Annotated in this window: 12 protein-coding genes; 8 read left to right on the top strand and 4 right to left on the bottom strand. The window is 65.8% G+C overall.

Going from position 1 to position 14,366, the window contains the following annotated elements:
- Positions 1-3: 3 nt before the first annotated feature.
- The gene (locus tag D6M19_RS18030) at positions 4-1,482 is read right to left on the bottom strand and encodes an aldehyde dehydrogenase (protein WP_123026597.1); all 1,479 of its coding nucleotides are present in this window, start codon (positions 1,480-1,482) and stop codon (positions 4-6) included.
- A 187-nt stretch (positions 1,483-1,669) separates the two neighbouring features.
- Between D6M19_RS18030 and D6M19_RS18035 the strand changes: the two genes are divergently transcribed.
- Entirely contained in the window at positions 1,670-2,464 is a 795-nt protein-coding gene (locus tag D6M19_RS18035) for an MBL fold metallo-hydrolase (RefSeq protein ID WP_123026629.1), read from the top strand.
- Between the two features lie 5 nt (positions 2,465-2,469).
- Here the strand turns inward: D6M19_RS18035 and D6M19_RS18040 are convergent, their stop codons facing one another.
- Together D6M19_RS18040 and D6M19_RS18045 are read right to left on the bottom strand one after the other, a co-directional pair.
- A complete protein-coding gene (locus tag D6M19_RS18040; RefSeq protein ID WP_164478559.1) occupies positions 2,470-3,000 on the bottom strand; it encodes a carboxymuconolactone decarboxylase family protein in 531 nt (176 codons plus the stop codon).
- A gap of 83 nt (positions 3,001-3,083) precedes the next feature.
- Complete coding sequence (locus D6M19_RS18045) at positions 3,084-3,677, bottom strand: TetR/AcrR family transcriptional regulator (protein WP_164478560.1); 594 nt, start codon at positions 3,675-3,677, stop codon at positions 3,084-3,086.
- A 65-nt stretch (positions 3,678-3,742) separates the two neighbouring features.
- Here D6M19_RS18045 and D6M19_RS18050 point away from each other — a divergent pair, with 65 nt between their 5' ends.
- The gene (locus D6M19_RS18050; RefSeq protein WP_123026600.1) at positions 3,743-4,582 is read left to right on the top strand and encodes an SDR family NAD(P)-dependent oxidoreductase; all 840 of its coding nucleotides are present in this window, start codon (positions 3,743-3,745) and stop codon (positions 4,580-4,582) included.
- A gap of 15 nt (positions 4,583-4,597) precedes the next feature.
- Here D6M19_RS18050 and D6M19_RS18055 read toward each other — a convergent pair whose 3' ends face one another.
- The gene (locus tag D6M19_RS18055) at positions 4,598-5,359 is read right to left on the bottom strand and encodes an SDR family NAD(P)-dependent oxidoreductase (RefSeq protein ID WP_164478561.1); all 762 of its coding nucleotides are present in this window, start codon (positions 5,357-5,359) and stop codon (positions 4,598-4,600) included.
- A 244-nt stretch (positions 5,360-5,603) separates the two neighbouring features.
- Between D6M19_RS18055 and D6M19_RS18060 the strand changes: the two genes are divergently transcribed.
- The 6 genes from D6M19_RS18060 to D6M19_RS18090 all read left to right on the top strand — a co-directional run.
- A complete protein-coding gene (locus D6M19_RS18060) occupies positions 5,604-7,160 on the top strand; it encodes an aldehyde dehydrogenase family protein (protein ID WP_123026602.1) in 1,557 nt (518 codons plus the stop codon).
- A complete protein-coding gene (locus D6M19_RS18065) occupies positions 7,157-9,544 on the top strand; it encodes an acetyl-CoA acetyltransferase (protein ID WP_123026603.1) in 2,388 nt (795 codons plus the stop codon). The genes D6M19_RS18060 and D6M19_RS18065 overlap by 4 nt, the downstream gene beginning before the upstream one ends.
- Positions 9,541-10,320 carry an SDR family NAD(P)-dependent oxidoreductase gene (locus D6M19_RS18070; protein ID WP_234834917.1) on the top strand — a complete coding sequence of 260 codons (780 nt, stop codon included), beginning with the start codon at positions 9,541-9,543 and terminating at the stop codon, positions 10,318-10,320. Before D6M19_RS18065 ends, D6M19_RS18070 begins: the two co-directional genes overlap by 4 nt.
- Positions 10,321-11,264: 944 nt before the next feature.
- The gene (locus tag D6M19_RS18080) at positions 11,265-11,966 is read left to right on the top strand and encodes an MlaE family ABC transporter permease (RefSeq protein ID WP_206428562.1); all 702 of its coding nucleotides are present in this window, start codon (positions 11,265-11,267) and stop codon (positions 11,964-11,966) included.
- Entirely contained in the window at positions 11,966-12,829 is an 864-nt protein-coding gene (locus D6M19_RS18085) for an ABC transporter permease (RefSeq protein ID WP_407665362.1), read from the top strand. The genes D6M19_RS18080 and D6M19_RS18085 overlap by 1 nt, the downstream gene beginning before the upstream one ends.
- Positions 12,830-12,832: 3 nt before the next feature.
- The coding region (locus tag D6M19_RS18090; RefSeq protein ID WP_123026606.1) for an MCE family protein at positions 12,833-14,366 on the top strand (1,534 nt) is incomplete at its 3' end.

A 14,366-nucleotide genomic window follows, 5' to 3' on the forward strand; every position in this document is an offset into this window, starting at 1 on the left:
AGCTCAGCGCATGACGAAGGGGTTCCCCACGGCAGCACCGGTATTGATCCACACCGTCTTGTTCTCGAGATACTCTTCGATGGCCCCGATGCCGTTCTCGCGACCCAGCCCGGAGTCCTTGAAACCGCCGAAGGGCGCCATGTAACTGACGGCGCGATAGGTGTTCACCCACACCGTTCCCGACGTGATGCGATCGGCCATTCTGAAGGCCCGCCCGATGTCGGTGGTCCAGACTCCCGCGCCAAGCCCAAAGCGCACGTCGTTGGCGAGCTCGACGGCCGCGTCCTCGTCGGAGAACGGAATCACGGCAAGCACCGGTCCGAACACCTCCTCCTGAGCAATGCGCATCCCGTTGTCGACGCCGGTGAAGATCGTTGGCTCGACGAACCAGCCCTGGCCGCACTCGGGGCGATCGGCAGCGCCGCCGCCAAGTGCGACCGCTGCACCTTCTCGCTGTGCGATGTCGACGTAGTCGAGTACCTTCGCGTATTGCGCACGCGTGGTGATCGGACCGACTTCGGTCGAGTCGCTCATCGGGTCGCCCATCCGCGCCGGGCGAGCCAGATCGACTAGGGTACTTACGAATTCGTCATGGATGCTGTGCTGCACCAGCAGCCGTGACCCGGCGATACAGGTCTGGCCGGTGGCGGCGAAGATGCCGGAGACGACACCGTTGGCGGCGGCCTCCAGGTCGGCGTCGGCGAAGACGATGTTGGGTGACTTGCCGCCCAGTTCGAGGGCGACGTGCTTGAAGCCACGCGCGGCCGCTTCGTTGATCACGCGTCCGGTCACGTCGGAACCGGTGAAGCTGATCTTGCGCACCAACGGATGCTCGACGAGCGGCGTGCCCACGTCCTTGCCGAAACCGGTGACGACGTTGACCACTCCCCGTGGGAGGCCGGCCTCGTGCAGGAGTTCGACGAGTTCGATCGTGGAGGCCGAGGTGTACTCCGACGGCTTGATCACCACGGTGCACCCAGCGGCCAAGGCCGGCGCAAGCTTCCAGCCCAGAAGCATCAGCGGGCTGTTCCATGGGGTGATGATCGCGACCACGCCAACGGGCTTCTTCTGGGTGTAGACGAAATAGCCCTTCTTGTCGAGCGGCACCACCGTGCCCTCGATCTTGTCGGCCAGTCCGCCGAAGTAGTAGAACCACTGCGGCAGGTAGGTCAACTGGCCGTACATCTCGGCGAACAACTTGCCGTTGTCTCGAACCTCGATCTCGGCCAGGCGGCGAGCGTTGTCGGCGATGACGTCGCCGAGTCGGCGCATCAGGGCGCCGCGTTCGCTGGCGGTCAGCTGCGGCCATGGCCCGTCGCTGAAAGCGTCGTGCGCGGCTCTCACCGCCCGGTCGACGTCGGCGGCATCGCCCTGAGCCACCCGCGCCCATGGCGCGCCGGTGTAGGGGTTTTCGCTCTCGAAGTACGAGCCGGTGGCCGGTTCGGCGGCCGCGCCGTCGATGAACATGTTGTATGGCTTCATGATCGGTCCTATCTATCGACGGTGCGGCAGTTCCGACGGATACCGTCGGTGGCCGACCGTCCATCGTGACCCAGTGAGTGCCCTCGGCGCGACTACCTGAGCCGAATCTGGACGCGGAGCGGCGTTTTCACCATAGAGCCCGCATATGGATGCCGAACGACTGGTGCGGTTCGGCCTAAGATGTGTCGTGAGAATCGGAGGGCTGACCGTCGAGCCGGTCTACGACGGAATGGGCTGGGAGCCGGCGCGCGAGTTTCTCGACCGACCCGGCGATCCGGACCCGTGGTCGTGCCACCCCGAACTTCACGACGAGCGGGGCAACCTCGACTTCACCCTCGGCGGCTTCCTGGTGCGCACCGGTGAGCGCACGATCCTGATCGACGCCGGCGTCGGCGCGGTGAACAGCGAGAAGTACCGCGGCGGCCAGTTCCTGGAGAGCCTTCGCGAACTGGGGGCGAACCCCGAGGACGTCACCGACGTGCTCTTCACCCACCTGCACTTCGACCACGTCGGATGGGCGACGCAGAAGGGTGAGATCGTCTTTCCCAACGCCACCCATCGTGTGCACGCTGCGGACTGGGCCTACTTCATAGAGTGCGCCGATCCCAATCCAGGTGCGTGGCGCAAGCTTTCGCCGCTCACCGACCGTCTGGAGCTCTTCGACGCCGACACCACCATTGCCACCGGTGTCGACACCTTGCACGCCCCCGGGCATACCCCCGGATCGACCATCGTCGTCGTCTCCAGTGACGATCAGCGCATGTTCGTGCTCGGCGACGTGGCGCACTGCACTTTCGAGCTGACCGACCCGACGTGGGAGGCGGTCTACGACCTCGACCGCACCGCGGCCCGAGGGGTTCGCGAGCGGCTCGCACACCAACTCACCGACCAACCCGACGTCATCGCCGGCGGTCACTTCTCCGGTCTACGGTTCGGCCGATTGGTCACCGTCGACCAGGAGCGCAGATTCGCATTCCTCTAGCGCTGTCAGTCGACCGGCAGCGGATCGGCCGCGAGGTACTGCTGGTAGTCGTCCTCGAGGTCGATGTCGAAGGACGTCAGCAGGCGGGTGACCCCGCAGTAGTGGCACACCGTGAAGACGAGGTCGACGAGCTCGTCGGGCTCGAAGATCCCCGCGAGGCGGTCGACGGTTGCCGCGGCGACTCCCGGCCCGGTGGACGCCTCGCGAGCGGCGTCGATGACCGCCGCCGTGCGTTCGTCGCGGGCCGTCCCGTTGCCCTTGATCGCGGCAATGTCGGCCTCGGTGACGCCGACGGCCCGTCCTGTCTTGAGGTGATGGGCCCACTCGTAGGGTGCGCGTGCCTCCCATCCCACTGTCAGACAGGCGATTTCGCGGATGCGCCCGTCGAGGCGGCTGTGCTTGATGAGGTGCGCACCGAGTGCCGACAGCGCATGGGTCAGACCGGGACTGTGTACTAGAACCCCGGCGAGGTTGGACGGGTAGCGGAGCAGACCGCGGTGGACTTCTGGAAGGTCGGCTTGATCGACATAGGTCATTCGCGCCATGGTGTTCCCCTCTTCGTGCTGTCGTGGATTCCGTTCCGTGCTCGCAGGCTGCGAGCGTGGAGTCGAGGGCGGGATCAGCTCGCGCACAGGCACCTGGCGATCTCGATGACGTGGCGTCGATACGCCGCAGGATCGACGCGTTCTGCCCGTTTGGCCCCGACTGCCGCGAACACTGCTACACGAGCGAGTTCATCCGCGGTCACCTTGCCTGCGGCGGGCAGTGACGGCAGGAGCAACGCGACGACCCGGCCGAGGAGTTCTTGCTCGATGTTTCGGGTTCGGTACGTTCCCGGGTCATCCGTTGTCAACGTGTGCAATTCGTGAAGGTGCGCGTCATCGCCGAACCACTCCAGCCCGGTGCCGAAGTACGCGTAGAGCAGATCGGCGAGCCGTTCCTCCAGGGGAGCCGACGACGTCGCGACGGCCTGGGTGCGGGAGGCAATCGCTCGCTCGCACGCGTCGAGTAGCGCCTGGAAGATCGCCTCCTTGCTTTCGAAGTGCAGATACAATGTCCGCTTTGCCAGGCGTGCCTCGGCGGCGATGGCGTCCATCGAGCAATGCCGGAAACCCGTCCGGACGTAGACCGCGCGTGCCGCTTCGACGATCTGCGCCTGGCGACGCTCGGATAGCGCCATCGAGCCGATCGCCTCGCTTGGCGGTGCACGCATTGCACGATTATAGTGCATTGAGTGCATAACTTCGTGCGGTTTCAGAAAATCTCGAGGAGCAACCGATGAGCGGCAAGGTGTGGTTCGTGACCGGGGCCTCGCGTGGCTTCGGCCGTATCTGGGCGACCGCGGCCTTGGCTCGAGGTGACAAGGTCGCGGCGACGGCGCGCGACATCGGTTCGCTCGCCGGTCTGGCCGAGGCGTATCCGGACTCGGCGTTACCGTTGCGGCTCGACGTCACCGATCGTGATGCCGTCGATCACGCGGTGGCTGAAGCTCACCGCCACTTCGGGCGGCTCGACGTCGTGGTCAACAACGCGGGCTATGGGTTTCTCGGAGCTGTGGAGGAGGTCAGCGAGGCTGACGTTCAGGCGCTGCTCGACACGAATTTCTTTGGCGCTCTTCGGGTGACGCAAGCCGCGCTACCGATATTGCGTGATCAGGGCAGCGGGCACATCGTGTCGGTGTCGAGTCTGGCAGGGTTGGTGGGCGAGCCGGCGCTCGGTCTCTACAACGCATCGAAGTGGGCGTTGGAGGGGATGATGGAGGCCCTGTCGATCGAAGTGGAGGCCTTCGGAGTCAAGGTGACGCTGATCGAGCCCGGTCCCTACGCCACCGACTTCTCGACCCAGTCGAGTCTGCGCTTCGCCACCCCGAATGCCGCCTACGACGGTGTTCGCCAAGGGCTAAGGGCCACTTACGGACCCGAAGACATCGGCGACCCACACGCCACGTTGGAGGCGCTCTTCGACGTCGTGGACTCGCCCCAACCGCCGCTACGGCTGATCCTGGGCCGCACGGCGCTCCGTCACACCCGAAGCCGGTACGCCGAGCGGCTCGCCACCTGGGAAGCATGGGCACCTGTCTCGGAACGGGCGCACGGCTCCCCATCCGTCGGCACCTGACTCAGGGGGCCCGGGTCAGTGGTTGATCTTGCCCACCACGAACCATGCGAACCGCGGCGAGAGGCGACGCAGCAGGTAGGACGACCGTCCTCCCGGCACGATGACCGACCTGCCGGAGCGCATTGCCTTGTCGATGTCGGCGATCAACGCGTCAACGGTGATGCCCATTCGTGACTGCCCGGCGTCGATTCGGGCGATGCCCGGCGGCCCGCCGACGGCCTGCCGCAGCAGCGGCGTCTTGACGGCGTTGGGCGCCACCAAGAGAACGTCGATGCCATGCCGCTTCTCCTCCGCGGCCAAGGTCTCCACGAAGACGTTGACAGCCGCCTTGCTGGCGGAATAGGCCGCGAACTTGTTGGTGGGGAAGTACCCGGTCAGTGATCCCATGACGACGATCTGGCCACGGCGGCGGCGCCGCATGACCGGCAGGACCGCCTTGACCGCGTTGACAGTGCCCCCGTAATTGATGGTCATGGCGCGCTGGATGTCGTCAGCATCGACGTCTGCGATATCGCCTCCCGGCATTATCCCGGCGGAATGAAACAATCCCGTCACCGGGCTGCGCGCCTCGGCTTGATCGACCAGGGCGACACAGAAGGCACTGTCGGTCACGTCACCGACCACCGCATCCACCGCGTCGTCACCGGAGAACGCCTCGACCACGTCCGCGCTGACGTCGGTAGCCGTGACCAGCGCACCGCGGCCCCGAAACAGCCGCACCGCGGCTCGTCCGATCCCGCTGGCCGCGCCGGTGACGATGACGTGTTCAGAAGCCATGCAAGAAGTCTCATTTCTATCCGGTGACACCCGGCAGGCGCCGTCGCGCACCATTCGGAGTCGAGTCTGCGGGCGCGACGTCAGGCCACACAACACTCACGCGACGGTTGCGGCGAGAACCGCTTTTTCGGCCAGCCCGGGAGGAGCCTGAGAAGCCGCTTTTCGGGATCACGGGTTCCGTTGAGGAGGTTGCGGGCCCGAAAGTGGCAGCAGTGAACGGTGCGGGACGAAGCGAGGATGTTCGATGACGTTGACCAACACCGATGCGGGCACGGGGGATCCGCCGGCGCTGCCGACCTTGCAGTCGGTCAACCCGATCACCGGTGCCGTCGTGGGTCGAGCGCCCATCGACGACCGTGGCCGCGTCGACGCGGCCGTCTCGGCGGCGCGCACGGCCGGTCAGCAGTGGTCGGCCCTGTCGATCGGCGACCGTGCAGCGCATCTGCTCCGCGTGCGGGAGTCCTTCGCCGATCACGCTTCTGCGATCGCCGATTCCTTGCACGCAGAAACCGGCAAGCCACTCGTCGACGCGTACATGGAAGTCATTTCCGGTCTTGGGTTTTGGTCGTGGGCGGCGCGCAAAGCGCCCAAGTTGCTAGCACCCAGAAAGATCTCGACGGGACCGATGGTCGTCAAACGGGCCACCGTGCATTACGGACCCGTCGGCGTCGTCGGGGTGATCGCGCCGTGGAACTTTCCCGTCTCTATTCCCATGCAGTCCATTCCGTATGCGTTGATCGCCGGGAATGCCGTGGTGTTCAAGCCATCTGAGATCACCCTGCGCACCGGATCGCTCATCGCCGAAGCCATCAACGCCGCTGGCCGGGATCTGGTTCACCTCGTGACCGGCGACGGCACCACCGGTGACGCGCTGGTGCGATCGGGTGTCGACAAGGTCGTCTTCACCGGCAGCGGTGCGGTGGGCCGAAAGATCCTGGCCGCCACGGCGGCCACGCTCACCCCGACCGTCATGGAACTGGGCGGCAAGGACGCCGCCATCGTCTGCGCCGACGCCGACGTCGCACGCGCGGCCACCTGTGTCACCGCCGTGGCGTTCGCCAACGCGGGTCAGCTCTGCATGGCCACCGAACGGGCTTATGTCGACGCGCGCGTCTACGACGAGTTCGTCGAAGGCGTCGTGGCTGCTACGTGCCGACTCCGATTCGGTCCTAAGGCCACGTCGCATCTCGGGCCGCTGACCCGCCCGCAGCAGGCCGACCTGCTCGAGCAACGACTGCGCGACGCGCAAGCCGGTGGTGCCCGGATCGCGGTGGGCGGCAAGCGTCACGTCGACGGTCCCGCGGTCTACTTCGAGCCGACCGTCGTCGTGGACGTCACCGCCGACATGGCGCTGCTCCGTGAGGAGAGCTTTGGGCCGATCCTGTCCATCGTGAGGGTCAACGACGCGGACGAGGCGGTCGCAGCGGCCAACGATAGTGACTACGGGCTCAACGGCAGCATCTTCACCACCAGCCAGGCCACCGCCGCCCGGCTCGCCGCTGCACTGCAGACCGGCGGTGTGCACATCAACGACGCCCTGGTGGGCAACGCCATTCCCGGGGTGCCGTTCGGTGGGGTCAAGCGCAGCGGCTTCGGCCGGTTGCAGGGCGATGTCGGGCTCTTCGAATTCGTCGCAGCCAAGACCGTCATCGGTGAACGACGCGGCCCGTGGCCGGCCCTGGCCTCTCAGATGATCGCCGAACGCCGACCGAGTCCGGCGTCGCTCGGCAGGTTCGTCGCGCTGGCCTATTCCTCCAAGGGGCTGCCCGCTCGCCTGGCCCGCGCGACGCATCGCCGATGAGCACCGTGACGTCACTGGATCCGCGCACGCCGATCCTGGTCGGGGTCGGCCAGATCACCGACCGGCTCGGTCAGCCTGACTATGCCGCAATGTCGGCGGCCGACCTCGCCGCCGACGCCGCTCGACGCGCCATCGCCGACAGCGGGGCGCCGACCGCCGACATCGTCGGCGCGATCGATACCATCGCCACCACAAGGCAATTCGATAACTCCTCGCCGAGTACCCACGCCCCGCTGGGCCGCTCGAGCAAGTTTCCGCGGTCGGTTGCGGTCCGGCTCGGGGCACATCCCCGCCGCGCCGTGCTGGAGGTCGCCGGCGGCCAATCCCCGCAACATCTGGTGAACGAGTTCGCTGCCACGATCGCCAGTGGCCACGCCGAGGTCGTGCTGCTGGCCGGGGCCGAGGCGATGTCGACTATCCGCCACTTCGCCGAACGTCCCGACGGACGTCCCGACTTCGCCGAGGATCCCGAGGGCGAGGTCGAAGACCGCGGCTACGGACTGCGGGGCCTGGTGTCGCGCGAGCAGATCGCGCACGGACTGGCGACGATGCCTGCGCAGTATGCGTTGCTGGAGAACGCCCGTCGCGCCCATCGAGGAGACACCCGCGCGCACTACCTCCGCGCCATGGCCGAACTGTTCGCCCCCTTCGCAGCCATCGCCGACGCCAACCCGTTCTCGACGGCGCCCGCCCCGTACTGCGTCGACGACCTGGCCACGGTCACCGACCGCAACCGGCTCATCGCCGATCCCTACCCCCGCCTGATGGTCGCTCGCGATCAGGTCAACCAGGGCGCGGCCGTGCTGATGACGTCGGTGGGGGCCGCCCAGCGTCTGCGTGTGCCAACCTCGGCCTGGGTCTTCCTGCGCGGTCAGGCCGACCTTCGCGAACCGAACCTGCTCGATCGCCCCGATCTGGCCACCGCTCCGTCCGCAGCGACCGCCATCGAGTTGGCTCTCGAGGCCGCGGGTGTGGCGCTCGACGACGTCGGCTACTTCGACCTGTACAGCTGTTTCCCGATCGCCGTCTTCAATGTCTTGGACGGACTGGGCCTCGCCCCCGACGATCCCCGTCCGTTGACTCTCACCGGGGGATTGCCCTTCTTCGGCGGTGCCGGAAACAACTACTCGATGCACGCCATCGTCGAAGCGGTTCATCGCGTGCGCGCCGATCAGCGCGGCTATGCCCTCGTCGGCGCCAATGGCGGTGTGCTATCGAAGTATTCGGTCGGCATCTACAGCTGCCAACCCGGCTCCTATGTAGCCGATGACAGCATCGGCATGCAACGCGAGATCGACGCCGCACCCACCGTCGCGCGCAGCGCCCACCCACACGGCTGGGCCAGCATCGAAAGCTACACCGTCACCTACGGCAAGACTGGTCCGACGGGCATCGTCGTCGGACGACTCGAGGACGACGGCCGCCGCTTCCTTGCCGGCGTCGCCGCAGACCCCGACGGCACACCCGACCCACTGCTGGAGGTGCTCACCTGTAGCGACGAACCGACTGGCAGCCGCTTCTACGTCACCCCCGGTCCTTCCCGCAACGAGGCCAGCATCAGTCGCCGCGCCGCCACGCGGCGACGACCGCCAAGGCCCGCGCTCGACCGCCCCTTCGAGCACGTGATCGTCGAACGCGATGGCCACCTGCTGACCATCACGATCAACCGGCCCGAGGTGCGCAACGCACTGCATCCGCCGGCCCACCGGGAGCTCGACGAAATCCTCGACGCCTACTTGGCGGACCCCAACCTGTGGGTGGCCGTCATCACCGGCGCCGGTGACACGGCCTTCTGCGCCGGCAACGACCTGAGCTACAGCGCCACTGGCAAGCCAATCGTGTTGCCACTGAATGGATTCGGTGGAATCACTGCACGTCGGGATCTCACCAAACCCGTCATCGCAGCGGTCAACGGATACGCGATGGGTGGCGGGCTGGAGATCGCACTGGCCTGCCACCTGCTCGTCGTCGACACCACCGCGACCCTGGCGCTCAGCGAAGTCAACGTCGGACTGGTCGCCGCCGCCGGCGGCCTCTTCCGGCTACCCCGCGCCATACCACCGACGATCGCCACCGAACTCATCGTCACGGGTCGCCGCATCGACGCCGAAGAGGCACGACGGCTCGGTCTGGCCAACCGCGTCGCACCGGCAGGTCAGGCGCTGGCCGTGGCTCGTGAGTTGGCCGCCGAGATCATTTCCAGCTCACCCACCTCGGTGCGGCTGTCGCTGACGATGATGCAGAAGGCTCAGGACGCTACGGCCGTCTTCGCCGCCATGGACGACTGCCAACCCGAACTGGACGAGCTGATGACGACCGACGACGCCAGCGAGGGCGTCACCGCGTTCGCCGCCAAGCGCCCTCCCGAGTGGAGGAACCGTTGACACCGGGTGCCGGCCAACTCGACGGCAAGGTCGCCGTGATCACCGGGGCGGGAACCGGTTTGGGAGCAGCGGTAGCGCGGCTGTTCGCCCTCGAGGGTGCCGGCGTCACATTGGTGGGTCGCCGTGAGGCGAAACTGGTGGAGGTTGCGTCGGCGATCGAGGCCGTTGGTGGTCGGGCACTCGTCGTGCCCGGCGACGTTTCTGCACCGGAGACTGCCATGCGTGCTGCCGAAGAAACCACTCGACGGTTCGGCGGCGTTGACGTCCTGATCAACAACGCCGGACTCCATGCGGCTCCGTATCTGCTACACGAGACGCCGCTCGACGAGTGGAACGACTTCTTGGCTGTCGACCTAACCGGCCCGTTTCTCTTCACGAAGGCGGTTCTGCCATCGATGATGCAGCGTCGAGATGGCGCAATCGTCAACATCGGCTCGATGGTGGCTCTTGTCGGATTCAAAGGAAGCGCAGCCTACGCCGCAGCGAAGGGCGGGTTGGTGTCGATGACCAGGACGACCGCCGTCGACTACGCGCAGTACGGCATCAGGGCGAACTGTATATGTCCGGGCGGCATGGAACCCGTGGAATACGGCAACCTGAGCGAACAACAACTGGCGAAGCTGTATGAGGCGGTGGACTTGTCTGGCGGTCCGCTGATCAACCGTCTAGCCAACGTCAACGAGGTCGCCGCTTTCCTGTTGACGATCGTCGGCCCGAATGGCAGATCACTGACTGGGGCAGTCATTCCGTTCGACGCGGGTTTCACCGCGAAATGACTTGAGCACTCAGCGGATCACGCAACCCGCGTCGACCAGGGCATGCCAGACGTTGGTGACCACAGCTAAGTTCCAGCGCATCGTATTTCAGTCGTCGCTCTTGTGGGCGATGCGCGGTGACGAGCTCGCCATCGACCCATCCTTGCGAGGAACGCTGTTGCCGTTGACTTGTCGGCACAACCGTGCGCCGTCACTGCTTGACGGTATCACGAGCACCTTGGCCTCGGCGCTTGGCGCTGGGCTTCACGCACGCGACTCTCTCTTGTCCTTATCCAATCACGATGGGGACGAACGTCATTCATTGATTTGACCGCGGCGCAGTCGCGCACGCACTGGACCCAAGGGTGGCTGCGACTAACCGCCGGTGCAATCGACACGGGCGCCGGTGCGCCGCTGGCACCGCCGGGACGAATCGGTGCAGTTGCCAGGCGGCTCCGGGAGCATTCATCGGCACGAGCATCACGCTGGTATGTGAAGGCCGGCAGTGGCATCAATGATCGTCGGAGTCACGCAACGCGTTGGTGGTGGCCTATTCAGAAGATGTTGTTTGACAGGCTAATACACCGATATACGAGGGTGCCAAACCGCGGCATGCACCTTCGATCCTGCGACATTGCGACTTTCGAGTGTCGTATGTGCAGGCCCGGGCACGACGTCGATAACGACGTCCACCTGTCACGACACGTCCATGACGACGAATCCGCAACCGCTGACCGGTTCGGGTCATTAGGCTCGAAAACGCCGTTCCGGTCACGACCGGTACCTACGAGTGGTCTGGAACACATACGCTGCGTTCGGCGACCGGCCCAAATGGAGGAATCGACCGGCCCAAATGGAGGAATTTTGTACCCAATCGCGCAGCACAGCAAACTTGCAGGGGTCTGACTGTGGACGTGCTCAACGCGGCGTCGAAGCCTTTACGAGGCGTCGGCGGGTTCTACGCGATGTCACTGGACACCCTGGTGGCGATTGGCCGTCGCCCTTTCGCATGGCGTGAACTCCTGCTGCAGTGCTGGTTCATCACCCGCGTCTCGGTCGTTCCCGCGCTGATGCTCGCCGTGCCGTTCACGGTGCTGGCGGCGTTCACGCTCAACGTTCTGCTGATGGACTTCGGCGCCGGTGATGCCGCCGGCACCGGCGCAGGCATCGTGATGGCGCAGGTCGGGCCCCAGGTGACTGTTCTTGTGGTGGCCGGTGCCGGGGCGACGGCGATATGCGCCGACTTGGGTGCCCGCACCATTCGCGAGGAACTCGATGCGCTGCGCGTCATGGGTCTAAATCCGATTCAGACATTGGTGGTGCCTCGCGTGCTGGCCGCCTCCCTCGTCGCGGTGCTCTTGTCGGCGGTGGTCTCGCTAACGACCCTGGCCGGAAACTTCTGCTTCTCGGTCTTCGTGCAACACGTGACCCCAGGTGCCTACATTGCCGGCCTAACGCTACTTACAGGATCAACCGACGTGTTCGTACTCCTGATCAAGGCTGCCCTGTTCGGCCTGGCCGCCGGTCTCATCGGGTGCTTCAAGGGGATATCCGTCGGCGGCGGCCCTGCGGGTGTCGGCAACGCGGTCAACGAAACGGTCGTCTACTCGTTTCTCGCGCTGTTCGTGATCAATCTGCTGTTGACCGCCGGACAGTTCGGGGTGTGATGATGACAGAGAACACCGCCCTTCCCAGCCGCCTGCATCCACGACTGACCCGCGTCAGGCGCGGTTTTGTCAGCGGTTGGAACCGGATCGGCAGCCAGACCCAGTTCTACGGGTTGACCATCCGATCGATCGGTCTGGCCGTCGTGCATTACAAGTCCGAGATCGTGCGGCTGATGGCACAGATGAGTCTGGGCGTCGGTGCGCTGGCGCTCATCGGCGGCACCGTCGTGGTCGTCGGATTTTTGACGTTGTCCACCGGTGCCCTGATCGCCGTTCAGGGATACAACCAGCTGGCCGGCATCGGAGTCGAGGCTCTGACGGGTTTCGTGTCCGCATATGTCAATGTCCGCATCATCGCGCCGGTCACCGCGGGCTTCGCCCTTGCCGCCACCATCGGTGCGGGCGCTACGGCACAGTTGGGCGCGATGCGCATCTCCGAGGAGATCGACGCGCTGGAGGTGATCGGAATCAGGTCGGTCGCCTATCTGGCGTCAACGCGGTTGATCACCGGCGTCATCGTCGTCATCCCGCTTTACTGCATCGCCGCCCTGATGTCGTTCATCGCGGCACGGATGGGCACGATCCTGCTGTACGGACAGTCGAGCGGGGTCTACGACCACTACTTCGAAACCTTCTTGATTCCCAAGGATCTGCTCTGGTCGTTCGTGCAAACCATCGCCATGGCGATCGTGATTATGCTCATCCACACCTACTACGGGTACACCGCCACCGGAGGGCCCGCCGGGGTGGGCGAAGCAGTGGGACGGGCGGTGCGCGCGTCGCTGGTGTCGGCGATCTTCGTGCTCCTCCTGGTCAGTTTGGCCGTCTACGGCCAATCCGGCAGCTTCCACCTGGCGTCGTAACGCATGGAATTCCGACCCGGCGAACGGCGCCTCCATCCCGCATGGTGGACGGCCATCCTGCTCGTCACACTGATTGCTGCGCTCGCCGGAACCGCCGTGCTCTACAGCGGATCACTGAAGTCCGTCGTGCCCGTCGTCGTGACGTCGAACCGGGCCGGGCTCATCATGGAGTCCGGCTCCAAAGTCATGATGAGCGGCGTGCAGGTAGGACACGTCACCGGCATCACCGGAGGCCGTGACCAGGTCGAATTGAAGCTCGACATCGACTCGGACCAAGCGGCGAACATCCCTGCCAATGTCGGTGCGCAAATCCGCGCCACGACCGCATTCGGCGCCAAGTACGTCGACCTCGTCTACCCCGACCAGCCCAGCGCGCAGCATCTGCGCGCAGGAGCCGTGCTGGCGTCGCGCAACGTCACCACCGAAGTCAACACCGTCTTCGAGAACCTCGTTGGACTGCTCGACCAGATCGACCCCGCCAAGCTCAATTCGGTACTCGGCGCGCTGTCCGAGGGCTTCCGCGGCCAGGGCCAGCAGATCGGCGAGGCGATCACTGACGCCAATCAGGTTCTCCTGGAACTGAACCCACGCAGTGAGACCATCCGCCAGGATTGGCGGTCGCTCAAATCGTTCAGCGATACCTACGCCGCGGCAGCCGACGACATCCTGTCCGTGCTGGACGCCGCGAGCACGACAAGTACCACGGTCGTCAAACATTCCGCGGCCTTGGATACGTTGCTGCTCAACGTGATCGGGCTGTCGAAGACGGGCACCGACCTATTGTCCAGCAACGAGCGGAATCTGGTCGACGCGGTCAACATCCTGGCCCCGACCACCCACCTGCTGCTCAAGTACAACCCCGAGCTGACCTGCACGCTGGTGGGCGCGCAATGGTGGCTCAACCAGGGCGGCGGCCTGAAGAACATCGGCGGTAACGGATACAGCTTCGTCGCCGACGCGGCCGTCCTGCTCGGTGACGACAAGTACAAGTACCCCGACAATCTCCCGATCGTGGCCGCCAAGGGCGGGCCGGGCGGCGCCCCGGGGTGCGGGTCGCTTCCCGACGCCACCAAGATGTTCCCGGTACGGGCGCTGGTCACCAATACCGGATGGGGAACGGGGATGGACTGGCGGCCGAACCCTGGCGTTGCGGCGCAAACCTGCTACGCGGATTTCCTTCCGGTCACGCGGGCTGTGCCCGAACCACCGAGCCTGCGCGATTGCCTTCCCGGTCCTGCCATCGGGCCGGTCACCGCCCCCGGCATGCCGCCCTACGGGGCTGCTCTCTACGGGCCGGGTGGGGTGCCGTTGTGGCCGGGTCTCCCACCAGCGGGCACCCCGCCGCCGGTCCCGGCCCCTGGCACTCCGGTGGCCCCCGGCAAGATGCCGCCGCAACCTCCGGCGGTGTTGGGTGCACCGCCACCGCCGGTTCCCGCCCCGGCCCAGGCGCTGCCCTGCCTCTTCTACACATCTGCCGCCTCCGACGACAGCTCACGACTCCCTCCACCGCGTCGTCTCATCCCTCATCAGCGTCAAA

It is taken from the genome of Mycolicibacterium stellerae, from assembly GCF_003719305.1.
In the GTDB taxonomy this organism is placed as follows: domain Bacteria; phylum Actinomycetota; class Actinomycetes; order Mycobacteriales; family Mycobacteriaceae; genus Mycobacterium; species Mycobacterium stellerae.

Coding starts and splice junctions, on each gene's coding strand:
- D6M19_RS18085 (WP_407665362.1), top strand. CDS start 11,966: ATGATGACAGAGAACACCGCCCTTCCCAGCCGCCTGCATCCACGACTG.
- D6M19_RS18030 (WP_123026597.1), bottom strand. CDS start 1,482: ATGAAGCCATACAACATGTTCATCGACGGCGCGGCCGCCGAACCGGCC.
- D6M19_RS18040 (WP_164478559.1), bottom strand. CDS start 3,000: ATGACCTATGTCGATCAAGCCGACCTTCCAGAAGTCCACCGCGGTCTG.
- D6M19_RS18060 (WP_123026602.1), top strand. CDS start 5,604: ATGACGTTGACCAACACCGATGCGGGCACGGGGGATCCGCCGGCGCTG.
- D6M19_RS18055 (WP_164478561.1), bottom strand. CDS start 5,359: ATGGCTTCTGAACACGTCATCGTCACCGGCGCGGCCAGCGGGATCGGA.
- D6M19_RS18065 (WP_123026603.1), top strand. CDS start 7,157: ATGAGCACCGTGACGTCACTGGATCCGCGCACGCCGATCCTGGTCGGG.
- D6M19_RS18045 (WP_164478560.1), bottom strand. CDS start 3,677: ATGCGTGCACCGCCAAGCGAGGCGATCGGCTCGATGGCGCTATCCGAG.
- D6M19_RS18080 (WP_206428562.1), top strand. CDS start 11,265: ATGTCACTGGACACCCTGGTGGCGATTGGCCGTCGCCCTTTCGCATGG.
- D6M19_RS18050 (WP_123026600.1), top strand. CDS start 3,743: ATGAGCGGCAAGGTGTGGTTCGTGACCGGGGCCTCGCGTGGCTTCGGC.